Raw genomic sequence first — 22152 nt, 5'->3', positions numbered from 1 at the left:
CCTACGGAGTCGGCTCACCGGCGAGCGCGGCCGCCATCCGCAGGTGCGGTACGGCCTCCGCGTCCCGGCCCTGCCGTTCGAGGGTGCGGCCGAGCATCAGCCGGGCGTAGCTCTCCACGGGGTCGAGCTCCAGGACCGCGCGCAGCTCGGTTTCGGCGCGGCGGAGCTGGGCCGAGTGGTAGTAGGCGCGGGCGAGCAGCAGCCGCGGGGCGACCTGCTCGGGCACCTCGTCGGCCAGCGGGGCGAGGATGCGCGCCGCCGTCGCGTACTCCTTGGCGTCGAAGAACTGCCCCGCCCGCTCCCAGCGCTCGGCCGCGGTCCCGTGGTCGTAGTAGGTGATGTTCACTGTTGCCTCCTCGACGGCACACAACGGCACCAGATACTTGAATATTCCACTACGCATGGATGGGGGAGCAGGGGAAGAGTCCGGACCGGCTCGGGACCCGGCTCGGGACCTGGCTCAGGACCCGTATCGGGACGCGTCTCCGGGCGGCACGAAGGCGGATGCTGACGGGCCGGGCCCGTCGGGGCTAGGTTGTGCGACATGAGCAATCTTGATCGCGAGGCAGTGCCGGCCCAGTGCGGCGGCCGCGGGTTCGTCGTCGCGGAACCGGTGCGGGAACTCCTCAGCCCTCGACGCGTGCAGCTCGGCGAGTCCACCGAGGTGCGACGGCTCCTGCCGAACCTGGGGCGGCGCATGGTGGGAGCCTGGTGCTTCGTCGATCACTACGGCCCCGACGACATCGCCGACGAGCCCGGCATGCAGGTGCCGCCGCACCCGCACATGGGCCTGCAGACCGTGTCGTGGCTGCACGAGGGCGAGGTCCTGCACCGCGACAGCACGGGCAGCCTGCAGACGGTCCGCCCCCGCGAGCTGGGCCTGATGACCTCGGGCCGGGCCATCTCCCACTCCGAGGAGAGCCCCAAGGCGCACGCCCGCCTCCTGCACGGCGCGCAGCTGTGGGTGGCGCTGCCGGACGCCCACCGCCACACCGAGCCGCACTTCGAGCACCACCCCGACCTGCCGGTCGTCACGGCGCCCGGCCTGAGCGCGAAGCTGCTCCTCGGCTCGCTGGACGGCACCACGTCACCCGGTACGACGTACACCCCGATCGTCGGCGCGGACCTGACCCTCACCCAGGGAGCCGACCTGCGCCTCCCCCTCGAAACCGACTTCGAGTACGCCGTCCTGTCCATGGCGGGCGAGGCCCACGTGGACGGCGTCCCCCTGCTCCCCGGCTCCATGCTCTACCTGGGCTGCGGCCGCACCGAGCTCCCCGTACGCGCCGAGTCCGACGCCAGCCTCATGCTCCTCGGCGGCGAGCCGTTCGAGGAGGAGCTGATCATGTGGTGGAACTTCATCGGCCGCACCCAGCAGGACATCGAACAGGCCCGCGCCGACTGGATGACGGGCACGCGCTTCGGCGAGGTGAAGGGCTACGACGGGGCACCGCTCCCGGCCCCGGAGCTGCCGCCGGTGGCGTTGAAGCCGCGGGGGCGGGTGCGCTGACCCAGGAAGGCATGATGCACCGCCCTTGGGCTCTCGGTCGCTGATGGTTGGGCACGGGCCGTCCGTGATGGCGCGTGCCCTCGGCGATGTCGTCGACTCTCAACCAGAGACCGGCCCAGCTGGCTACATCCCTTGCCTTGATCACTGCGGACAGCTCCACGCGGGAGCCCCGACAGGCGTCGGCCTTGACCGTTCTTCTCCGCTTCTGCGTCCAGCTTGCGGGCCTCGGCGCGTGCTTTCGTACGCGTCGTCCAGTACGTCGTAAGAGCGACAGCCACCCCGCCCGCCAGCCAGTGGGCCGATCCCCAAGTCCCCATATGCCACACCCCGTTGGCGAGCGTGCCTCGTGGGCTCTCACCCTCCGGCCGGGATGGCCAGGGCGCTTTGGGCGCTTGGATGTCTCGGCACCGCGTGTGTCGCATGCAGTCGTACGTGGGCGTGCTCAGGCGGTGCGGTGCCTGGGCGGCAGGCTGCCATACGGGCCTACCACCTCTGAGCCCACCAGGCCTTCGCGGCTCCGCCGGCTGAGTTCATCAGGGCGAGGAGCCTTCCGGGAGCGTGCTGGATGGTCAAGTGCAGCCCGCCGTAACGGCGTTCGAGGGCAGGTGGGCGCGGCTTCAATGCCTTCTACGCGTGCGGACCCCGGGCGTGTGCCCGGGCCCGTCGGGGAACTACTTCCACGCGACGGCCACGACGGCTGCCGCCGCCGTGAACACCCCCACCGCATAGAAGGCCCACGGCTTCTTGTTGCGCATGCCCGCCAGCGCTGTCACCGCCACCAGGACGTCCAGGGTCAGCTTCACCGCCATCTTCGCGTGAACCACTGGCAGATCCAGGGACGTTCGGGTCCAGATGAGCCCCACGCCGGTGACCAGCTGGACCACCGCGCTGCTCAGCATGTAGCTGCCCGCCACCGGGTCCTTCGCTCGCAACTGGAAGAAGACGCCTCCCAGGAGCGCGGCGAACCCGAAGAGATGGAAGACGAGGAACACGTTCCGAAGGATCTCCATGCCGGTGATCGTTCCATAGGGATAGAACAAATGGACGATCTTTGCGTGGGGCTCGACCGCGCCCGCGTTGCCCTAGCTGCCACGGCCGTCACCGCCACGGCCGTCACCGCCACGGCCGCCGTCACCGCCGTAGCGTCCGAGTCGACGGCGACGGCTTCCTGGACACTGCTGAGCTGGCCGGGCAGCTACCTCGAGGGCAGGGCGCTGTGTCAGGCGGCGTCGAGGGCTTCGGTGATCTTGCGGGCCATGGCGTCCAGCGCGGGACCGGACGGGTGTGCGCGGACGGTCGCTTCCACGGCGGTGGTGACGGTGTCGCGGAAGTTGGCGGCCTCCGCCGGGTCCTGCTTCTGGAGGAGGGCCATCGTCGCGGTCAGGGCGGGCAGGACGTGGTCGGCGAGTGCGGCGGTGGAGGCGTGGTGGAGGCCGGTGATCCGGGTCTTCTCGGCGAGGACGTGTCCGACCTGTCCGGTGGCGGAGGTCAGGGCGATGGAGCCGTGGGTGGCCCGCTTGTGGGGCTTGCCTGCGGCGTCGGCGGCGGCCATCAGCGAGACGGCGCCGTAGGCGGCAGCGCGCAGGGTGTTCTTGTCCTGGTCGGTGAGGGCGAGGGCGAGAGACATGAGAGGTGCTCCTTGAGTGGATTCGGGCCGGTGGTGAAGGCCACCGGGTCGGTGCTTGATGTCTCTACGATCTCCACCGCGCCTGTCACCCGCCTGACACGCCTCTGACACGGCCCCTGACACCAGTCCGCCCGTGCGGGGTGCGCCTTCTGACCGTGCTTTGACCGGCTCCGATGACTGCCCAGGGCGTCGGTTCGGAGCTTAGGCTCCTGTGATGGCTTCGAGGTGGCGGTACGGACTCAACCCGGGCAGGGGCTGCCTCGCCGCGACGGTCGTCGGGTTCGTGTCTTTGGGCGGGGCGCTGCTCTGGTTGAGCCCTGAGATCGACGTGCCCATCGACTGCGGCTCGAAGTTCGTCGTGGAGCCGCCCGACAGCGCGGTGGACGTCGAGTGCCGGAGCCCGGACAGCCACAGCGGGCAATGGCACTTCATGATGCCTACGAACGAGGTCGAATCCTGGTGGGCCGGACAGTCGGACACTCCGCTGGGCCTGCGAACCTGGTTCTCGGCGGGCGCGAGGATGCTGCTGCCGAGCGGGCACACCAGCACCAACTCAGGGGTGAGCGCGGAGTACCCCGAAGACGAAGAGGGCCTCCTGTGGGTCAATCCGAAGCCGGGCGGGATGTCGGAAGTGACCGTCAACGGAGCATGGTTCTGAGCGGTTGCGGCGAAGTCGACTGCTGACTCTTGTCGGGCCCGTGCGCGCGGTCGGGCCGGGCGGCGCAGGAGCAGCGGCGCACGACAGCTGCTTCCTCGTCCTGGGTGACCCTTCCGCACGCCGCTGCGACGTCCGGCAAGCCGTCCGGCACGCCGTCCGGTCCCACGAGCGCGGCGAGCCGCACAGCGGCCACCCTCCCCACCTGGGCCAACAGGGCCTCTGCCGTCCGTCAGGTCGCCGCCCTGTCCTCGGCCTCCTCACCGCCGGTGGCGTGCGCCATTACCCGGCAGGTAATCGATCTTCATGTTGTCGGTGCCGCACCCTGATCTCCCCGGGCGGTGCTGGGCCGCATCGGGTGAACGGGAATGGGGGGCGGGTATGTTCGCGAACCGGCGGGGTGTCTTGGCGGCGGGGCTGGCGAGTGCCGTTCTGGGTCTTGCTACATCGGCCGCGGCACTGCCAGGCAGTGGGTCGGCCGACGGCGGCGGTGCGGCCACCCGGAAGGCGTGCCCGGTGGCGCAGGCCGAGGTGGCGCGGCTGGAAGGGCGTATCACGCCGAATGTCTGCGCGTTCTTGCAGCGGCAGATCACCTTCGGTGAGATGCCGACCGGCACGGCACCGCAGCCGGGCGAGAGCGGCTTCGAGCACCCCCGGGTCAAGGCGTACCTCGACATCTTCGACACGGATGCCACCTTGTGGGAGGCGGGCAGCAGGGCCAGGCGCGGCCGGGCCGAAATCGGCCCGGCGATCATCAACTCCCTGGGTCTGGTGAAGGACCTTCGCTACCGGGGCACCAATGTGGTGGCCGACGGGAGCACCGTGGTCTTCGGCCAGTGGAACGAGGCCACGGTCAAGGGCCACAAGATCGCCTTCCCGCAGATCGCCCGCAACGTCCTCGGGGACGACGGCAAGTCCCTCCAGGCCCGCCGCTACTACGACCGTCACGTGCTCCTGCGCGACACCCTGCCCGACGCGCCTGTCGGCCTGTTCGAGGGGATCGCGGACAGCGGCCCCGCGCCCGCCGAGGCCCCGGCACCCCCGCGGCCGCGCACCGCCGGCCTTCCCCAGCGCCTCGCGGCGTGGAACAGCGAGGACATCGGTGCGCTGCTGGCCCGCACGGGCACCATGCGCTTGTCAGGGCCGGGGCTCGACGCACCACTGAAGACCGCGGCGGCGAGGAAGGCCTACCTCCAGAGGTTCTTCGACACGGCGGACGTCCAGTTCAAGGCGGGGCAGGTCGCCGTCGGCACGACCACGACGTACGTCGAATGGCACGGCACGGTCACCCGCCCCCGAGGCGAGCCCGTCCCGTTCGGAATCATGGAACGCTTCGGCCCGGGCGGTGAGTGGGAGCTGTACTTCGACACCCTCCCGCTGCTCGCCGACCAGAAGACCATCGACGAACTCTTCGCCGAACTGGCGGGCTCCTAGCCCCGGAGGCGAACCGCCGGGACGATCACGGCTGGTCGGCGCAGGACCTCCGGCGGTGGGCGGGAAGGTGTTTCCGTGGCCCGCCGCCGACGGCGGCACGCGCAGTCCCCGGACTGCGCGGCTGATGAGCGCGGCGTGCGTCCCGTTGTCCGGGGAACCGCCTACGCGTCGCTCCACCCGGTCGTGTTGGAGTACGAGGCCAGCAGGTCCACCACGAAGACCAGGGTCGAGCCCGCCGGGATCAGGGGTGAGGGCGATTGGTTGCCGTAGCCGAGGCGCGGGGGAACGATGAGCTCGCGGCGGCCGCCGACCTTCATCCCCTTCACCCCCCGGTCCCAGCCCTTGATGACCCTGCCGCTGCCCAGGGCGAACTTGAACGGCTGGCCCCGGTCCCAGGAGGCGTCGAACTCCTTCCCGGACTCGAAGGTCACCCCGACGTAGTGGACCCTGACCACCATGCCCGGCTTCACCTCGGGTCCATCGCCTACGACCAGGTCCCGGATGGTCAGCTCGGTAGGAGCGGCACCTTCCGGAACGTCGACCTCGGGCTTCGTCAGTTCACTCATCGCAGCCTCATCACTCTCTGGCGAAAGCCCTCACACGGACCAGCCGGACGCATGGACACCCCATGCGGTAGATGGTCACGCTACCGAGCATGCCGATTCCTGGGCCTCTATGACCGAAATGACGCCTCTCACATGTCATACGACGCATTGACCCCTCAGCGCTGTCGCGGTTGCATGCTGGGGGCCCTCCGGCGGGGAACCGGGGGCGAGGCCTCTTCCTGAGTGGGGGAAACATGAGGGGAAACACAGACCGGAGCGCCACCAGACGTGTGCGCGGTGCCTTAGGCGCGGCGGTCGCTGTGTGTGCGGTCACCATGGCGCTGCCCGGAGCCGCGTCGGCCGAGCCCGCGGGCGCCGCGCGTGACAGCGCAGCCGGTGTCGCGAGGATCAGTGTCGCGGCCGACGGCAGTCAGTTCGACGGCGATTCCACCGGTGGCGCGATCACGACCGACGGCCGCCGCATCGTCTTCGCGTCGTCGTCGAAGAACTTCACACCCGGCGCAGCGAGCAGCGAAAGGGTGTACCTGCGCGACGAGCCGTCGGGGCAGCTCAAGCAGGTGGGCAGCTACCCGATCACCTCTCCGGTGCTCAGCGGTGACGGGGAGTACGCCGCCTACTGGGTGCTGTTGTTCAGGGACACCAAGGTCAAGCTGGCTCAGTGGACCGCGGGCAGTTCGATCGGCCTCAACTGCGACGCCCTCAACTGCAGTCAGCCCTCGCTGAGCGGGGACGGCCGCTACGTCGCCAACGTCGCCACCATCGGTCGGCCGTCGTCCAGCCAGCGCATCGACGTGTGGGACTGGCACGCGGGCACCAAGCAGGAACTCGCCTGGTTCGACCACACCGCGCCGTCCCGGCCGTCCATCAGTGGGGACGGCCGCTTCGTCGCCTACCAGGACGGCAAGGCCAAGGACGTCTTCGTGTGGGACGGGGACCACGGCTCGATCTCCGACCCGATCGAGGGCCCGTCCAAGGAGGCGACGATCGTCCAGATCAGCGAGGACGGCAGCAAGGTCGTCTACCTCTCGGGCTCCGACACCTACGTCCACGACGTGAGCGCGGGCACCGCCCAACGGGTGCCGAACGTCAAGGGCCTGGCCATCGATCCCACCGGCAACCATCTCCTGTACGCCCCGAACGACACGACCGGACCGTCGCTCGTCCTGCGCGACCTGCGCGCGGGCACCGACGAGGTCGTCTCGGACCAGCCCGCCTCGGCCGGGGTCGACGCGGTCAGCGCGGACGGGCGTGACGTGGTCTTCCAGTCCACGGCCGACGACATCGTGCCCGGTGACACCAACGGCAAGTCGGACGTGTTCGTCCGCCGCTTCTCCTGATCGCCCCGTCCACCAGCGGCGCCCGCCCTGGGTCAGGCCGCGCGGGTGTAGCGGTCGGCCCGGCGGGTCGTGGGCTCGGTGCGCCGGGCCGTCAGGCGGGCCTCGGCTGCTTCCCGGCCGAGCGCCCGGAGTGCCCGGCGGCGCGGCTTGGCGGCCTTGAGGGCTTCCCGTACGAGGCCGTGGCGGGCGGCCTGGGCGGCGAGTTCGGCGGTGCGGAGCTGGTGGAGTTCGTAGTCGTACATTTTCGTGTCCCCCTGGGTGGTGGTGTCTTGCTCTCTGCGATGACTCCACTTTCGCTTCCCAGGGGGATGCGGCACATCGGGAAGGTTCCGCATCTTGTGGGGGTGGGGGGCCTTAGACATACGGGGGTGCCTTAGCCACTGCCGCTAGTCGGTCGTGTGGGTGGGGTAGACCTGAACGTCGGTGTAGGCACCCTTGATGTCGACGCCCGCGAAGCCCGTCGCCGAGCAGGTGGTCGAACCCCGGTTGACCATGGTGATGTCGATCCTGCCGGACGCCTCGTCCGGCGCGGCGTCCACGGTATCGATGGCCAGGTCCGCCGTCTTGCAGAACGTGACCTTGCCGCCGGTCTTCGCCGTGCCCTGCGCGTCCGTCCCTGCCTCCGTGTCCCCACCGGAACCGGTCTTCGCGTTACCGGCCTCCGAGCCGCCCTCCGGCTTCGAGCCGCCCTCCGAGGACGAGGACGACGAGGGTGACGAGGAGCCCTTGGCGGAAGAGTCCTTCCTGGAGTCGTCGCCGCCACAGGCCGTGAGTGGGTGCGCCACAGGGAGCGTTACGCGGGCCGACGCGAGGACCGCCTCTACGACGCCTGGCGCGGCGCGGCGGGGCAGTGCCGTATCGGCCATGTTTGGCCTTCAACCAGTGGCTCCTGCATGCGTCCGCCCACCAGGCAGGGAGCAGGGGACGCTCCGCGGCCCGGGGCGTTGATCTGCGGGTGCTGGGCGTGGCTCTCGTGCCGACAGTGGCCGGTTCGGGCGTACGGGATGACTAGGGCGGGTCATGCGTGGGACGTGGGGCTCAACCGATCCCCCGACTGCCCCAGGAGCACCATGCGGAACGTCATGGCCACGCCCAGCAGCTCCGCTCCGACGGACGCGTACGCGCCGGGTCTCGATCACTACGCCTCACGCCACCGCCGGGACGCCGTGAAGACGCTGTGGGAAGAGCCGGTCACCTTCTCGATCCTCCAGGCGGCGCTCTCGCAGGTGCCGAAGTCCACGAGCCTGAGCGTGATGGACATCGGCTGCGGTGCCGGTGAGGGCCTGCATCTGCTGCGGGCGCTGCACGCCACGCGGGCCCTCACCGAGCTGCCCCGCATCACCTACCGGGGCCTTGACCTGGACGAGGGCCTGCTGCGGCTGGCGGCCCGTACGCATCATGAGGAGGACGACGCGGAGTTCTGGCACGGTGACATCCGCGCGGACCTCCCCGAGGACCACTTCGATCTGTATCTGTCCTGCGGGGTGCCCTACTCGCACCTGACCGCCGAGGAGCTCCAGGCGGCGTTGACGCAGGTGTTCGCCGCGGTCCGGCGCAACCGGACCCGCTCCGTCCTCGTCGTGGACGTCCTGGGCCGCTACTCCCTGGAGTGGGTGTCGCGGTGGGACCGTGCGCGCTGGCCGTACCGCATGAGCTTCTTCCAGAGCAGCCAGGAAGCCCGGGACGTACCCATGACCTTCTGGGACGCGGGCGGGCTGCGCGACTGCATCCGGCAGGCCGCGAGGAACGCCGGGGGACGCATAGCGCGGCAGCAGCTGTTCGACCGTTCCATCATGGTGGGCCGGCACACCGCCACCGGGCAGTTCAACTCCCGGTTGGCGCCCTACCGCACGCTGGTCAACCTGCTGGAGGACGGTGCCGCCGTCGCCCTCGATGACCTACGGGCCCCCGCCGTGCCCGAGCAGGCGCCGCCGGTGCAACGGGCCTTCTTCAGCCAGCTGTTCACCCAGTGGAACGACGTGCTGGACGCCGCGGGGGCGAGCGACCGCGTGCGCAGGCTCCCCGCGGCCGTCGGCGGCCCGATGGTGGCACGCGGACTGCGGGCCGTGGAACACCGGCTCTCCCCGGGCCTGGGGGTGGGGCATTCGCTCAGCGCCGTCGTCACCATCGACGAACGGGCCTGACCATGTGGACTCTGCTGGAACGGCGCAGCCTCACCGATGTCACCGGCCAGGCCCACGACGTGCAGGCCGTCTCACCCCTGGGCTACGCGCGCTACGCCCATGACTACCCGCAGTCCCTGCTGGACGGCATCCTCGCCGCCGCGCGCGCGTGCGCCCGGCACGAGTGGGAGGCCCGCAGCGCCGATCGCCATCTGAAGCTGCGGCACCTCCGGGCGGCCCACGAGGCCGTCCCGGACGTGAAGAAGCTCATGCGCGACCCGAGCCGCCTGGAACGCCTCGGGCAGCTGGCGGGCACCGAGTTGGAGCCGTACCCGATCACGCGGGCCGCCTCCCACATCAACTTCTACCGCCCCGGTGAGATCCCCATCGAGCACCACACGGACGGCGCCGCCATGGTCGAGCTCATTCCCCTGTACACCAGCGGGCCCGCGGAGGGCGGCGCCACCTTGGTCTATCCGGGCTCCCCGGAGGACGGCCGCTGGGAGATGCGGCATCAGGGTGCCCTTCCCCTGCACGGACACGCCCGCGTACCTCAGCGCACCGGACACGCGGTCCTGATGCAAGGGCGCCGCCTGCTGCACACCGCCGAACCCCTGACGGACGGCGAGCGCATCACCCTCGTCCTGGTCATGCGCTCCACCAAGGAGCCCTGGAAGGACGGCAACAGCCTCGCGCGTCTCCTGCTCGACGACCCGATCGATTCCGTACGCGACGAGTGGATCGAGGACCAGCAGTACCAGGCGGGCCTGTACCGGGCAGGCAGCCGCTAGCGACGAGACCCGGACCGGACCCGGGCCTCGACCGGCCCCGGACCGGACCACACTGGGATGAGACCTAGGAGAAACGCATGATCACCACGGCCCCCGACACCAACCGGGTCGCCGCCATCACCACCGGCCTCGACCGGCTGCGGCGCTCCCTGCACACCGCCGAGGACGGCGTCCCCCACCACCTCGACGAGCCCTCCTGGGAGCCCGGCTTCGTCGCCGACTTCCCTCAGACGGGCGTCGGCTCCACGCGGATGGCCGCGTTCGACTACACCACCGCGGAACTCCACGGCAGGGAAGGGCTCCCCGACGACCTCGCGATGGCAGGGCCGGTCGAACTGCTCACCGCCCAGGGGGCCCAGGTGCTGCGGACCATCTGCCGTGACCTCAAGGCGTGCGCGGTCCACAACGACTACGTCGTCTCCCACCGGCTGCGCAACGTCGAGGCCGTCTCACCGTTCGTACGCGCGATGGTCCGCGATCCGGCGTTCCTCCGCAACGCCTCCCGGCTGGTGGGCGTCCCGCTGATACCGCATCCGCTGCGCAACGCCGGAGTCCAGATCAACTACTACGAACCGCCCGTGGACGGCGCCGACCCCGCGGTCGCCAAGTGGCACCTCGACGGCATGAACTACGTCTTCACCATGACGCTGTCCGATCACACCGAACACACCGGCGGGGACTACCTCTACTACCGCGGTCACCCCCGCGACTTCGACATCCACCGGGAGGAGATCACCGCCGCGGGGGCATCGCACCCCGACGTGCACACCGCCTCCTTCCAGCACGTCGGGGACACCGTGTTCACCCGGGGGAGCAGGGTGTACCACGCCGTCACCCCCGTCTCCCGGGGTGACCGCATCACCCTGGCCGTGTCCCTGTTCTGCCCCCTGCTGGGGGACCAGGACGAGAACCGCTTCTGGCACAGCGCTCCCGACGACGGCCTGCTGCGCACCCTCGGCAACTGGCGCGAGCTGCGCCGCGCCGTCCGCCGCCCCGCCGCCTACTGCCGCCGGGAAGGAATTCCCATCCTCCCCCTCGGCCATACGGCCTGAAAGCGCGATCCGACCCGAAAACGCATGGCGCGCGATCAATGCTGTTCCGTCGCGAGCCACCCGGCGAGCCCCAGCATCGCCACCCCCGTGAAGCCATCCAGTACGCGCCGAGTACGCCGGGAGATCCCCATGCTCCGCAGCCGGCTTCCCAAGGCCGCGTAGCCGCACGCGCAGAGGAATTCGACAGCGATATACGCGACACCGAGCAGCAACAGCGGGACGGCGACATCGCCGGCGTCGTGGACGAGGAATTGAGGGAGGAAAACAGTAAAGAGAATCAAGGCTTTGGGGTTCGACGCCGCGACCAGGAACTCCTGCCGTGCCAGCCGCCAGGACCGCACCCCGTCCTGGCGGTCGGCGCCGTCTGCGGCGGGCCGGCCCGCTCCCGCCTCCCGCTCGCCGTCGGAGCGGCCACGCAGGGCCGTGACCAGGGTCCTTCCGCCCAGCCACACCAAGTAGGCCACACCGCACCACTTGATGACGTTGAAAGCGACCGCCGAGGCGGCAAGGACCGCGCCCAGTCCCGCCGCCACGCCCACCACCATGAGGGCGAAGGCCGTGAAGCGCCCCAACGACGCGCTCATCGCGGGAGCGAGGCCATGACGCAAGCCATTTCGCAGGCTCAGCAGCTGATTTGCGCCGGGCGTGGCCGCCACCAGCAGAGCCGCGGGGAAGAACGTCGCCCACTCCACGTCAGAGAACATGAAGACACGTATACCCCATATGCAAGACCTGATTGCGCTGCCTGAATTCACATCGGTGTGAGGTGTGGGGAGCTCTCGTTCGGGCACTCAGGGGCGAACGGAAGAATGGGAAAACTCCGCACGGTTCGCATCGCGTCGCCCGCTGTAATAGCAGAAGTGGCGACCGGGTGCGAACCGGCGGAGGGTGAAGAGAGGACTTCCTGCCGTGGAGCCCCGACCGACGGAAGGCACCAGATGACCACGCGCGTGCGGACACCCACGCGGGTGCGGACACCCCTGCCCCCACCCGTCCGACGGGCCCGGCTGCTCACACCGCCGGGCGTGTACGCACCGCAGTGCGACACCGCGCTCCTGACCCGGGCCCTGTACCGCGAGGACATCGGCGACGCCGCTCCCGTGCTGGACCTGGGAACCGGCTCCGGGGCCCTCGCCGTGGCCGCGGCCCGGCTCGGAGCGGAGGTGACGGCCCTCGACATCTCCTGGAGAGCGGTCCTGACCACCCGCGTCAACGCCTTCCTCGCCGGGCAGTCGGTCACGGTGCGCCGCCGGGACCTGACCTCCTACCTCCCCCGGGGACCGTACGAACTCGTCGTCAGCAATCCCCCGTACGTGCCGTCCCTCTCGTGGGAACCGCCCCGGCGCGGGGCGGCACGCGCATGGGACGGCGGCCTCGACGGGAGGGCGCTCGTGGATCGCGTCTGCGACGTGGGCGCCCGCACCCTGCGGACCGGCGGCGTCCTGCTGATCGTGCACTCGGCGCTGTGCGGCGTGGACACCACCCTCAGCCGCCTGACGGGCCTCGGCATGGATGCCCGGGTCATCGACAGGGAGCTCGTCCCCTTCGGACCTGTCCTGCGCTCCCGCCGGGCGTGGCTGCGCCGACGCGACCTCATCGGCGAGGACGAGATCTGCGAGGAACTGGTGGTCATCCGTGCCGAACGCAGCTGAGCGCCCGCGCCGCGTCACGATCGACCGCGACGGACCCCTCCTCATCGAGGGCCCGGTGGAGGTGGTCGGCGACGACGGCACCGTGCACGTTTCGTGCCGCTTCGCGGTGGCGGTCTGCACCTGCCGCCGCAGCCGCACGTACCCGTGGTGCGATACGAGTCATCGCCAGCGGGAGAGGCCCCGAGGGCAGCGGCCGCCGGTGCCGGACAGCGAGCAGTGGGAGGCCTCGTCGTGACCGTCTTCGTGGAGCCGCGGCACCGCAGTCCAGAACTCCCCGACGCCCGCGGTGACTTGTCCGGTGGAGTCATCGCCGCCCTGCGGGCCGGAGCGGCAGCGCCCTCGCCGCAGGAGGCGCGGGACGCCGACGCGTACGGAGACGACCTCCAGCTCGCCCTGTACGTGCTCTACGAACTCCACTACCAAGGGTTCGCGGCAGTGGCCGACGAGCGGGAGTGGGACCCGGCCCTGCTGACCCTGCGTCCCGCCCTGGAGCAGCGCTTCCTGGAGGCCCTGCGCGCCGACGCGCCCCCGCGCGAAAGCGCCCAAGAGGCGCTGGCCGCGCTCCTGGTGGAGCCCGCCGGACACGACGAGAGCAGCGTCAGTCACCACCTCCAGCGTGACGGGGAGCTGTGGCAGCTCAGGGAGTACGTGGCGCTGCGCTCGCTGTACCACCTGAAGGAGGCCGACCCGCACGCCTGGGTCATCCCCCGGCTGCACGGCCGGGCCAAGGCGGCCATGGTGGCCGTCGAGTTCGACGAGTTCGGGGCCGGGCGCGCCGAGGACGTCCACGCGCGGCTCTTCGCCGACCTCATGGCCGACCTGGGTCTGGAGACGGCCTACGGCCACTACCTCCCGGCAGCCCCCGCCGAAGCCCTCGCCCCCGTGAACCTCATGTCCCTGTTCGGCCTGCACCGCGCCTTGCGCGGGGCGCTCGTCGGGCATTTCGCGTCCGTCGAAGCGACGTCCCCGCCAGGCTCGCGGCGGCTGGCCGAGGCCCTGCGCCGCACCGGTGCGGGACCCGCCGCCCAGCGGTTCTACGACGAACACGTGGAGGCGGATGCCGTGCACGAGCAGGTGGTGCGCCGCGACGTCGTCGGCGGTCTCCTCGCCGCCGAACCCGCCCTTGACGCCCAGGTCGCCTTCGGCGTCCGCGCCACCGGCGTGGTGGAAGACCGCCTCGGCGCCCGCCTCCTGGACGCCTGGCGGCAGGGCCGCAGCGCACTGCTCGCTCCCTGACGCCGCCGAGGCCGCGGTGTGCGAACCCTGCCCCAGGGCACCCGTAGCCGACGAGAGAACGTGTCGCAGACGTGGACAAGGAGAACACCATGCCCGTAGCCACCTACTGTCTCGTCGCCGTGGACTGCCCCGATCCCGCTGCCCTGGCGGGGTTCTACGCCGCGCTCCTCGGGGGCGACGTCAAGCAGGACGGCGACGACTGGTACGACCTGTACGCGCCGGGCGGCCATCGCATCGCCTTCCAGCGGGCCGAGGGCCACCGGCCGCCTCGGTGGCCCCGCGCGGACGACTCCCAGCAGCTGCACCTCGACTTCCACGTCACGGACATGGAAGCGGCCGAGAGCCAGGCCCTGTGGCTCGGCGCCATGCCCTTGGACCTGGACGACCAGGACGGCCGCCGCGGCTTCCGCGTCTACGCCGACCCGGCGGGCCATCCGTTCTGCCTGTGCCGCGCCTGAAGCGCTCGGGGTTTGTGGCGACGCGGTGAAGCTGTGTGATGGAGTAAGGGAACGAAGGGGTTGAGGGGCGAGAGGGCGGGGGCGCGGAGCGCATCGTGAGTGGGGACAGGGAGATATCGGACCAGGAGTGGGAGCGCTTCCTCCGGGACGCAGGGGCGGGGACGCCGGGCGCGCCGGAGGAGCCCTCGGCGCGGGCCAGGATGGTGGGGCGGCGCCTGCGGGAGCAGCCCGGTCCGCCGGACGGGTGGCGCACGCACCGGCCCGCGCCGCGGCGCCGGGGCGGCACGGCCCGGTACGTGGTCGGGATGGTGGTGGCCGCCGTCCTGCTGGTGGCGGCGCTGGCGTCGGGCCAGGTCACCGGATGGTTCGGGAGCGACGGCGGCGAATCCGCGCCGCTCGCCCAGGAGTCGGAACGGCCGACGCGGCCACCGGCGCTGGAGGCCGAGCAACTGCCCACGCTGGACCGGCCGTTCAAGGGTTCGCCCGCGGCGAGGTGGGGCGACGGAGTGGCGGGGATCCACATGCCGTCGGCGCGCGCGACGGGTTGGATGAGCAAGGACCAGGTCGCCCGGGCGCTCACCCGGAGCCGGGACTTCCTCGCCGCGTCCAGCCTGGACCCGGGTGTGCTGCGGGGCCGGCGGCCCGCGAAGGCGATCGCGCTGATCAACCCGCGCCAGCAGGACGTTCAGGACTACCTGGCCACCGCGTTCCGCGCGCCCAGCCGGAAGAACGACCCCCTGCTGCTGTTCAGCCGCTTCCCCAAGGCCGAGGTGCGGCCTGCCGGTGACGTGGTCAAGACGCGGGGACGAATCACGTTCCGGGAGGGGAAGCGCGGCGCGGTCGAGGTCGTCAGCGACGTCACGTACGTGTATCCGGTCGTGCGGGCCGTGCGGGGAAGCGACGAAGTCGCTCGCACCATCGTGCGCAGGGAGGTGGTGATGAGCTGGGACGACCCGGCGCGGGTGATCACCGAGCCCGGCACGCTCTCCCTGGTGTCGTACAAGGCGGACTTCACCAACGGAGGCTGCGACAACGTCACCGGCTACTTCACGCCGACGTTCAGCTCCGAGCGGTCCGCCAGCGGCTCCGGGAGCGGCCCCGAGGTCGACCCGTACGACCGGAGCACGTCCATGGACGACCGCATGCGGCAGGGTTCCGGGGTCGGGTGCGGGACCGCCACGCGGTCGTGACGAGCCCGGACCCGCAGGGGTTCTCAGGCTGAGGGCGGGGCGCCGTACCGGCCGGCGATCGTGGTGGCGCGGTCGTGCAGGGCGGTGCGCAGCGACTGCGGGGTCAGGGCCTCCGCGTCCGTGTTGAGCTGCCACAGGGCCCATTCGGCGTGCCGGGAGTCCTGGAAGGTCACCTCCAGGCGCAGCCAGCCGTCCGCGCCGGGCTCTTCCGCGCGGACGGCCAGGGCGGTGTCCAGGAGTTCCTCCCGCCGCGCCGGGTTCACCCGCATCCGCACGGTGACGTGGTCGCCGTCGGAGAGGAACCGCGCGGAGCGGTCCTGCCAGATCCGGTCCAGGTCGACCCGCTGAGGTCGCTCCGCCGCCGCGGGGAGTTCCTCGGCGGCCAGGACGCGGGACAGCCGGTAGGTGCGGTCCGCGCCAGCCCTCGTGGCCAGCAGATAGCCCCGGTCGCGCACGGTGACCAGGCCGATCGGGTCCACCGTGCGCCACTGCGGGCCCTGGCCGGTGGCCGCGTAGTGGATGCGCAGCTTGTGTCCCGCGAGCACCGCGCGCCTCACCTCGATCATGATGGTGTCGGGTACCTCGTCGACGACCTGACGGCGTGCGAGCAGGTCGGTCTCCGGGTCCACGAGGAACCTCTGGGCCGCGTCGCTCGCGGTGGCCCGGTGGCCTTCGGGCAGCGCGTCGACCACCTTCCGCAGGGCCGAGGCGAGGGCCGGGCCGAGGCCGAGCACCTGCTCGCCGCGGACCGATCCGGCGGTCAGCACGGCGAGGGCCTCGTCGTGGTTCAGCCCGGTCAGCTCGGTCTGGAAACCGGGCAGCAGCGCGAAGCCGCCGTGCCTGCCGCGCTCGGCGTAGACCGGGACGCCCGCCGCCGACAGCGCCTCGATGTCGCGCAGCACGGTACGGGTGGACACCTCTAGCTCGCGCGCCAGCGCGGTCGCCGTCATCCGGCCGTGCCGGCGCAGCAGCAGGACCAGGGAGACCAGCCGATCGGCACGCATGGAAGAACGCTAATCGAATACGTGACTGAGGGTGTCGTGATTTGTTGGCAGGCTCATCAGCACGACGTCAGAGGCGGTGGCCCACGGCGTTAGGGGCGGTGGTCCACGCGTCGGAGGAAGTGGCCACCGAGTCGCTGGACGTACGTACACCCGACGTATCGAATGGAGCTGATGTGGCAGTGGAAAGAACCGCGGTCAACCCGGTGACGTGGTCGCAGGAGCTGGGGTTCAACCAGGGCGAACTCGTCTCCGGGCACACCCGGACCCTGTACGTCTCGGGGCAGACCGCGATGAGCGGCGACGGCAAGCCCCAGCACGACGGTGACATCGCGGCGCAGTTGGCGCTGAGCGTCGACAACCTGGAGGCCGTGCTCGGCGAGGCCGGTATGTCCCTCGCGAACCTCGTCCGGCTCAACGTCTACACGACCGACGTCGACCGGCTCTTCCCGCACTACGGCGTGCTGGCGGCGCGGTTGGGTGCCGCCGGGGTGGCACCGGCCTCCACCATGCTGGAGGTGACGCGACTGGCGGTCCCCGGCCAGCTGGTCGAGCTGGAGGGGACCGCCGTGGCGTGAGGCGACCTCGTCGCTGACGCCGCTCAGTTCGCCCCGCCCTGGCCGGCACTGCCCATCGGGCCCACCTTCACGGGGGAGCCGGAGCCGTCGGTGACCGGCAGGGTGGCGGCGCCCGGCCACTCCAGGCCGACCGACTTCGTCTCGCCCGGAGGGGTCACCACGAGACCGGTGACCCGGACGCCGGAGCCGCCCGAGTCGTTGACCGGGTAGGTGACGCCGAAGGACACCGAACCCCCGTCCTTGAGGGTCATCGGCGTGGCCCGCTCACCACTGCGCCGGGCGGACAGGTCCCCCTCGGCGGTCTTCAGGTCGACGCCCGCGTACCCGGACAGGGTGCAGTCGCGGCCGCCGCCGTTCTTGAACGTCACCGCGACGGTGCCCTCGGTGTCGCCGTCGATGGTGCTGTCCGACGCGGTGACGTCGAGCTCGTCGGTGCGGCACTTGCCGCCCTTCGCGTCGGCGTCGGAGCCGCTCCCCGCGGTCGCGCCCTGTCCGCCGGAGCCCTTCGCGGCGGAGTCCTTGCCGGGGGAGTCCTTGTCGGATGAGCCCTTCCCGCCGTCCTGCTCCGTACCGCCCGAGCCCGAGCCGCCCGCCGAGGACGACGAACTGGACGAGGACGACGAGTCGTTCCGGCCCGAGTCGTCATCGCCGTCGCAGGCCGTGAGCGAGAGACCCGCGGCAACGGCCAGGGCGGCGAAGGTGAGCTTGCGAACGCGCATCATTGCTTCCTCGGAATCAGTGGGAGGTGTCGGCCGCTCGGCACGAGTCGGCACGAGCGAGCGTTTCTGCCCACCAGGACCGGCCCCGTCCGGCGAGGCGTTCCGCCCAACTGCCCCCTAAGACATTCCTGTTACATGCACGCACCGGCCCGGCGCGCACTGCCGCGAGCCATCCCTCGCCCCTCCCGCGCTCCTGCTCCACCACCGTCCGACCTCGGGAAACGGAACCCGAATACCGGCCGCCGCGCCAGCGAGGGGCGGCAGTGAACGCAGCCGTCGTACACCCGTTCGCGATGGCCGTCCGCTGGGACAGACCCGTGACCCGGAGGGCCTTGACCGCGACCGGTGGCGGGGCCTCCCCGTCCGTGCCGGGGGCGACCCGGCGTCGGTTCAAGAGGGCTTCAGGCCGCGGAGCTTCCACAGTCCGTACAGGGCGAGCAGCGGTTTGGCGGCGATCCACTCGCCGAAGCGGTAGTCATCCGCGCGTACGAGCCTCTCGGCGAGGTCGGGGCGCTGTCGCCGCAGGTACGCGCGGGCCTTGAGCGCGTGTGCCGGCTGGGAGACGATCTTGATGCGGTCCGCGTCCTCCAGCAGGGGGATCACGTTCGTGATGTTCTCCCACGTCGTCGTGCTCTGGTCCTCGAGTGTCACGGTGCCGCGGAACCCGAGCACCGACTGCGCGTAGTCGGCCATCAGTCGGGCCTCCGTGGTGTCGCCGCCGGTCGCGCCGCCGCTGAAGATCACACGGGTGCTGTCCGCGCGGTCGGCGGCGAGGGAGCGGAGTCCGGCACGGACCCGCCAGCGGCTGACGAGGTTCGCCGTCGCCTGCGGGTTCCGGAAGCCCAGCACGACCACGGCTTCGACGGCGCCCTCGCGGCGCCCCACGAGCGTGCGTGACCAGCGCCAGTTCAGCCACTCGCTCCAGACCAGGGCCGCGGCACCGGCGACCGCCCATGCTGCCGTTCGTCGCATGCGGTGACTTTAGGGCGTCGTCTGCGCGTCAGGTGGCCGATGGCGCAAGTGTGCGCGTCCGACCTGGGCCTCTGACGTGAGTTGATCGGCTGTTGACCGGCTGGGCATCGACGGCTGGCCTCCCCGGCCGCGCGCCGAGGGGGAGCAGCCGGGCGTTCCGTTCGGCGAGTCCCTCCACCGCCGTGTGCATCGCGGACTCCTCCGGCATGGGGCGGGCCGCGAGCAGCCACATGACCGGGGCGTCGCCAAACGCTTCTCCACGGCCGCGCCCCTGCGGCCCGGTCGCCGGTGACCGGGTGCCGGTGACCGGGTGTCGGACCCCTCCGTTAGCCTCGCCGCATGGGGGCTGACGTGCTGGTTCCCCGACGGGCCGCTCGGCCTGACGCCCCGCCCCACCCGCGCAGTCCCCGAGTCGCGAACGCTCGGGACCCACCCAAGAAGGCAGGACGGCATGACCGGACCCATCACCGGGACGCTCCACCACGTCGAGGTCTGGGTGCCGGACCTCGACCGCGCCGTCGTCTCCTTCGGCTGGCTCCTGGAGGCCCTCGGCCACACGCGGTTCCAGAGCTGGGCCACGGGCCGCAGCTGGCGGCTCGGCGCCACGTACCTGGTCGTCGAAGAGTCCCCGGCGCTCACCTCGGACCGGCACGACCGGTGCAGGCCCGGCCTGAACCACCTGGCGTTCCACGTCGAGGACCACCACGCCGTGGAGGCCCTGGCCGCCGAGGCGCCGCGGCACGGCTGGACCCTGATGTTCCCCGACCGCCACCCCCACGCCGGCGGTGAACGGACCTACGCCGCCTACCTGGAGAACACCGACGGCTTCGAGGTCGAACTCGTCGCCGACGCCCCGACCGGAGCGCCCTAGCCGAGCAGTTCGCCCACGCCGTCCCCGCCGTTCCACACCACCGCCGCCACCCAGATCGGCCACCATCCCGCGTCCCGGCCCGCCTCCCCCGGCAGCAGAGCGGCGGCGAGGAGCCAGACGACGGGGAACAGGGCCAGGGGCAGGCAGCAGCACCAGCCCCGCTTACGCGCGGAGGGCTGCCGTGGTGAGGGTGAATCGGTGGGCACCGGGCGACCCTAGGCAGCGCGGGTGGGCCCGCGCATGAGTAGCAGTACCTAGGGGCGCTCTTGACGAGCCGTCGGCTCGGCCGCGTGGATCCGTGTGCATGGAACCGCTGGTGCCGGGCAGACGCACGTCACGTCCCCCTCGGGGGAGGGGAGGGCCAGTGACGTCGAGAGAAGGGTGGAAGGTGTGGCTGCCGCGACAGGTGCAGTGTCCGAGGTCCAGGTGCCCGCAACGCACGTCGGCACGGACGGTGAACTGCCACTGATCGAAGCGCCGTTGTCCGTCGAGCCGCGCGACGCCCGCGTGCTGTCCAAGCAGTTCTTCGCACGCCTCGCCGTGCTGGAGGAGGGCACCCACGACCACCAGTACGTCCGCAACACGCTGATCGAGCTGAACCTCTCCCTCGTCCGCTACGCCGCCACCCGCTACCGCAACCGCGGTGACGAGCGGGAGGACATCGTGCAGGTCGGCACGATCGGTCTGATCAAGGCCATCGACCGCTTCGACCTCACGCGCGAAGTGGAGTTCACCACGTTCGCCGTCCCCTACATCGTCGGCGAGATCAAGCGCTTCTTCCGCGACACCAGCTGGGCCGTGCACGTGCCGCGCCGTCTCCAGGAGGCGCGCATCGAGCTGGTCAAGGCGACCGAGGAGCTCTCCAGCCGCCTCGACCGCGACCCCACCACCGCCGAGCTGGCCGAGCTGATGTCCCTGCCCGAGGGCGAGGTCATCGAGGCCCGCAAGGCGGCCAACGCCTATACGTCCTCGTCCCTGGACACCACGCTGCTCACCGGCGCCGCGGGGGACGAGAGCGAGGCCGTCCTCGCCGACTTCATCGGCGCGGAGGACGCCGGGTACGAGCTGGTGGAGGACCTCAACAGCCTGGCCCCGCTGATCGGCGAACTGTCCGAGCGGGACCGGGAGATCGTCCACATGCGGTTCGTGGAGGAGCTGACACAGGCGGAGATCGGCGAGCGGATCGGGGTGTCGCAGATGCAGGTGTCCCGCCTGCTGAACCGCATCCTCAGCCGGCTGCGCGCGGGCCTGCTGCCCGAAGCGGCCTGAGCTGCCTGAGCCGCCCGAGCCGCCTGATTCGCCTGGGCGAAAGACGTGAACGTGGCGGGGCCGACAACGGCCCCGCCACGTTCTTTCTGGCTCCGCCGCCTTCGCCGCCCCGGCGCACCCCGCCGCCCCCTGCGGGTACACGGAAGCGGGTACACGGAGTCGGACGAGCACAGCGGCCGCCGCCGGGCGGCGGCCATCCGCCTGCCCTCCTGACGCACCGGGGTTCACGACAGCGGCACGGTGGCGCGCACTCTCTTGCCGACCGGACACCACTCGACGTCCAGGCGTCCCGCGAGGTCCCGCACCAGGTGGAGTCCGAATCCGCCCGGCCGCGCCGGGTCGAGGGGCAGGGTGCGCGGTGGCTCGTCGGCGGCGTCGTACACGGACACCGTAAGGCCCCGTTCGCTGTGGCCGAGGTGGAGCGCGGTCACGCCGCGGGCGTGCCGCAGCGCGTTCGTCACCAGCTCCGACACGACCAGGAGCACCGCTTCCGCCTGCCGCTCGTCGTCGTACCCCACCGAGGCCATGAAGGCGCGCGCCGCCGCGCGTGCCTCGGCTGCCGACACCGTCCCGCTACGCTCCCACTCGCGCACCACTCGCTGCTCCTTCGGAGGGTGCATCACGACAACCTCCCGTCGTTCCGCGGTTCACACCGATCGCCTGCCCCGAACCCCGCCGACTACGCGGTCGTTGCGGTGCGGTACGCGGATCGTGCGGAAGCGCCGGCCGTGGGAGAGGGGCGGCGAGGGGAAGGCCATGGGCGCGGACCCCGGTGGGCCACAAGCGCGGCGGCGCGCCGGAGCGCCGCCTTGCCTTTCCGGTGTCCGCGTGGGAATGGAATGGGCGTCGGTCGGCTCGAATGCGGCACGCGGGTACGTTGTTAACTCGTCGGTATGACTTGCGAGTAGTTTATCGGGCGCGTCGGCGCGAGGGCGCGAGGGCGCGAGCGCACACTGCGGTGACCAGCACATTCTCGCAGAAGTGGTGTAGACCATACTCCTGGTGCAACACCCCGTCAACGTCTTGCCTTTCCATTAGAGGCGCGAGTAGATTCCCCCGCCAAGCACCGCTGGAATTCCCGCCGTTGCACATGGTGAAATCCCCTGCGTTG

The 22152-nt window shown here is 71.1% G+C and carries 27 protein-coding genes; 15 read left to right on the top strand and 12 right to left on the bottom strand.

Features of this window, described 5'->3' with window-relative positions; all coding sequences use genetic code 11:
* Position 1: 1 nt before the first annotated feature.
* Entirely contained in the window at positions 2–346 is a 345-nt protein-coding gene (locus tag IG74_RS0114670; RefSeq protein WP_030675708.1) for a tetratricopeptide repeat protein, read from the bottom strand.
* A gap of 198 nt (positions 347–544) precedes the next feature.
* On the opposite strand from IG74_RS0114670, the gene IG74_RS0114665 reads away from it, so the two are divergent.
* Positions 545–1510 carry a pirin family protein gene (locus IG74_RS0114665; protein WP_030675705.1) on the top strand — a complete coding sequence of 322 codons (966 nt, stop codon included), beginning with the start codon at positions 545–547 and terminating at the stop codon, positions 1508–1510.
* Positions 1511–2181: 671 nt separating this feature from the next.
* Here IG74_RS0114665 and IG74_RS0114660 read toward each other — a convergent pair.
* Both IG74_RS0114660 and IG74_RS0114655 read right to left on the bottom strand, forming a co-directional pair.
* Positions 2182–2520: a hypothetical protein gene (locus IG74_RS0114660; protein WP_030675702.1), complete on the bottom strand. Its 339-nt coding sequence runs from the start codon at positions 2518–2520 to the stop codon at positions 2182–2184.
* A 209-nt stretch (positions 2521–2729) separates the two neighbouring features.
* A complete protein-coding gene (locus tag IG74_RS0114655) occupies positions 2730–3137 on the bottom strand; it encodes a hypothetical protein (protein WP_030675699.1) in 408 nt (135 codons plus the stop codon).
* A 214-nt stretch (positions 3138–3351) separates the two neighbouring features.
* On the opposite strand from IG74_RS0114655, the gene IG74_RS0114650 reads away from it, so the two are divergent.
* Both IG74_RS0114650 and IG74_RS0114645 read left to right on the top strand, forming a co-directional pair.
* Complete coding sequence (locus IG74_RS0114650; RefSeq protein ID WP_158857625.1) at positions 3352–3795, top strand: hypothetical protein; 444 nt, start codon at positions 3352–3354, stop codon at positions 3793–3795.
* Between the two features lie 600 nt (positions 3796–4395).
* Entirely contained in the window at positions 4396–5226 is an 831-nt protein-coding gene (locus IG74_RS0114645) for a hypothetical protein (RefSeq protein ID WP_158857623.1), read from the top strand.
* Positions 5227–5387: 161 nt separating this feature from the next.
* On the opposite strand, the gene IG74_RS0114640 is transcribed toward IG74_RS0114645, so the two are convergent.
* The gene (locus IG74_RS0114640; RefSeq protein ID WP_051854897.1) at positions 5388–5792 is read right to left on the bottom strand and encodes an FKBP-type peptidyl-prolyl cis-trans isomerase; all 405 of its coding nucleotides are present in this window, start codon (positions 5790–5792) and stop codon (positions 5388–5390) included.
* Positions 5793–6106: 314 nt separating this feature from the next.
* On the opposite strand from IG74_RS0114640, the gene IG74_RS0114635 reads away from it, so the two are divergent.
* Positions 6107–7129 (top strand): hypothetical protein, encoded by a 1023-nt coding sequence (locus tag IG74_RS0114635; RefSeq protein ID WP_324607502.1) that lies wholly within the window; start codon positions 6107–6109, stop codon positions 7127–7129.
* A gap of 32 nt (positions 7130–7161) precedes the next feature.
* On the opposite strand, the gene IG74_RS0114630 is transcribed toward IG74_RS0114635, so the two are convergent.
* Together IG74_RS0114630 and IG74_RS0114625 are read right to left on the bottom strand one after the other, a co-directional pair.
* Positions 7162–7371, bottom strand: coding sequence for a hypothetical protein (locus IG74_RS0114630; RefSeq protein WP_030675685.1), 210 nt, complete (start codon positions 7369–7371; stop codon positions 7162–7164).
* Positions 7372–7515: 144 nt separating this feature from the next.
* Positions 7516–7914 (bottom strand): DUF4232 domain-containing protein, encoded by a 399-nt coding sequence (locus tag IG74_RS0114625; RefSeq protein ID WP_051854896.1) that lies wholly within the window; start codon positions 7912–7914, stop codon positions 7516–7518.
* A gap of 285 nt (positions 7915–8199) precedes the next feature.
* On the opposite strand from IG74_RS0114625, the gene IG74_RS0114620 reads away from it, so the two are divergent.
* The 3 genes from IG74_RS0114620 to IG74_RS0114610 all read left to right on the top strand — a co-directional run bounded on the left by IG74_RS0114620 (position 8200) and on the right by IG74_RS0114610 (position 11095).
* Positions 8200–9273 (top strand): class I SAM-dependent methyltransferase, encoded by a 1074-nt coding sequence (locus IG74_RS0114620; RefSeq protein ID WP_030675682.1) that lies wholly within the window; start codon positions 8200–8202, stop codon positions 9271–9273.
* A gap of 2 nt (positions 9274–9275) precedes the next feature.
* Positions 9276–10043, top strand: a complete 768-nt coding sequence (locus tag IG74_RS0114615) for a hypothetical protein (protein WP_030675680.1) — start codon at positions 9276–9278, stop codon at positions 10041–10043.
* A gap of 77 nt (positions 10044–10120) precedes the next feature.
* On the top strand, positions 10121–11095 hold the full coding sequence (locus tag IG74_RS0114610) for a hypothetical protein (RefSeq protein ID WP_051854895.1): 975 nt from the start codon (positions 10121–10123) through the stop codon (positions 11093–11095).
* A gap of 35 nt (positions 11096–11130) precedes the next feature.
* On the opposite strand, the gene IG74_RS0114605 is transcribed toward IG74_RS0114610, so the two are convergent.
* Positions 11131–11799 (bottom strand): LysE family translocator, encoded by a 669-nt coding sequence (locus IG74_RS0114605; RefSeq protein WP_030675675.1) that lies wholly within the window; start codon positions 11797–11799, stop codon positions 11131–11133.
* Positions 11800–12033: 234 nt separating this feature from the next.
* Here IG74_RS0114605 and IG74_RS0114600 point away from each other — a divergent pair, with 234 nt between their 5' ends.
* From IG74_RS0114600 to IG74_RS0114580, 5 genes are all read left to right on the top strand, one after another.
* A complete protein-coding gene (locus IG74_RS0114600; RefSeq protein ID WP_078868777.1) occupies positions 12034–12747 on the top strand; it encodes a HemK2/MTQ2 family protein methyltransferase in 714 nt (237 codons plus the stop codon).
* Positions 12731–12982 carry a CDGSH iron-sulfur domain-containing protein gene (locus IG74_RS0114595; protein ID WP_030675672.1) on the top strand — a complete coding sequence of 84 codons (252 nt, stop codon included), beginning with the start codon at positions 12731–12733 and terminating at the stop codon, positions 12980–12982. The genes IG74_RS0114600 and IG74_RS0114595 overlap by 17 nt, the downstream gene beginning before the upstream one ends.
* Positions 12979–13983, top strand: coding sequence for an iron-containing redox enzyme family protein (locus IG74_RS0114590; RefSeq protein WP_037825396.1), 1005 nt, complete (start codon positions 12979–12981; stop codon positions 13981–13983). Before IG74_RS0114595 ends, IG74_RS0114590 begins: the two co-directional genes overlap by 4 nt.
* An 89-nt stretch (positions 13984–14072) precedes the next feature.
* Positions 14073–14441 (top strand): VOC family protein, encoded by a 369-nt coding sequence (locus tag IG74_RS0114585; RefSeq protein WP_030675666.1) that lies wholly within the window; start codon positions 14073–14075, stop codon positions 14439–14441.
* 92 nt (positions 14442–14533) lie between these two features.
* Entirely contained in the window at positions 14534–15631 is a 1098-nt protein-coding gene (locus IG74_RS0114580; RefSeq protein WP_030675663.1) for a hypothetical protein, read from the top strand.
* A gap of 23 nt (positions 15632–15654) precedes the next feature.
* On the opposite strand, the gene IG74_RS0114575 is transcribed toward IG74_RS0114580, so the two are convergent.
* A complete protein-coding gene (locus IG74_RS0114575) occupies positions 15655–16635 on the bottom strand; it encodes a helix-turn-helix transcriptional regulator (RefSeq protein ID WP_030675659.1) in 981 nt (326 codons plus the stop codon).
* Between the two features lie 179 nt (positions 16636–16814).
* On the opposite strand from IG74_RS0114575, the gene IG74_RS0114570 reads away from it, so the two are divergent.
* Positions 16815–17210 carry a RidA family protein gene (locus IG74_RS0114570; protein ID WP_030675656.1) on the top strand — a complete coding sequence of 132 codons (396 nt, stop codon included), beginning with the start codon at positions 16815–16817 and terminating at the stop codon, positions 17208–17210.
* A 23-nt stretch (positions 17211–17233) separates the two neighbouring features.
* Here the strand turns inward: IG74_RS0114570 and IG74_RS0114565 are convergent, their stop codons facing one another.
* Positions 17234–17929, bottom strand: a complete 696-nt coding sequence (locus IG74_RS0114565; protein ID WP_030675653.1) for a DUF4232 domain-containing protein — start codon at positions 17927–17929, stop codon at positions 17234–17236.
* 390 nt (positions 17930–18319) lie between these two features.
* Entirely contained in the window at positions 18320–18901 is a 582-nt protein-coding gene (locus IG74_RS0114560) for a YdcF family protein (RefSeq protein WP_030675650.1), read from the bottom strand.
* Positions 18902–19352: 451 nt separating this feature from the next.
* Between IG74_RS0114560 and IG74_RS0114555 the strand changes: the two genes are divergently transcribed.
* Complete coding sequence (locus IG74_RS0114555; RefSeq protein ID WP_030675647.1) at positions 19353–19772, top strand: VOC family protein; 420 nt, start codon at positions 19353–19355, stop codon at positions 19770–19772.
* Here IG74_RS0114555 and IG74_RS0114550 read toward each other — a convergent pair.
* Positions 19769–19978, bottom strand: a complete 210-nt coding sequence (locus IG74_RS0114550; protein ID WP_030675644.1) for a hypothetical protein — start codon at positions 19976–19978, stop codon at positions 19769–19771. The genes IG74_RS0114555 and IG74_RS0114550 overlap by 4 nt on opposite strands.
* Positions 19979–20198: 220 nt before the next feature.
* On the opposite strand from IG74_RS0114550, the gene IG74_RS0114545 reads away from it, so the two are divergent.
* Positions 20199–21041, top strand: coding sequence for an RNA polymerase sigma factor SigF (locus tag IG74_RS0114545; protein ID WP_030675641.1), 843 nt, complete (start codon positions 20199–20201; stop codon positions 21039–21041).
* A 224-nt stretch (positions 21042–21265) separates the two neighbouring features.
* Here IG74_RS0114545 and IG74_RS0114540 read toward each other — a convergent pair whose 3' ends face one another.
* Positions 21266–21661, bottom strand: coding sequence for an ATP-binding protein (locus IG74_RS0114540; protein WP_030675638.1), 396 nt, complete (start codon positions 21659–21661; stop codon positions 21266–21268).
* Positions 21662–22152 lie beyond the last annotated feature (491 nt).

The organism is Streptomyces sp. NRRL B-1347, assembly GCF_000720325.1.
Classification (GTDB): Bacteria; Actinomycetota; Actinomycetes; order Streptomycetales; family Streptomycetaceae; genus Streptomyces.
Note: the sequence above shows the minus strand (reverse complement) of the source record. Positions and strands in the feature narration are given on the sequence as shown.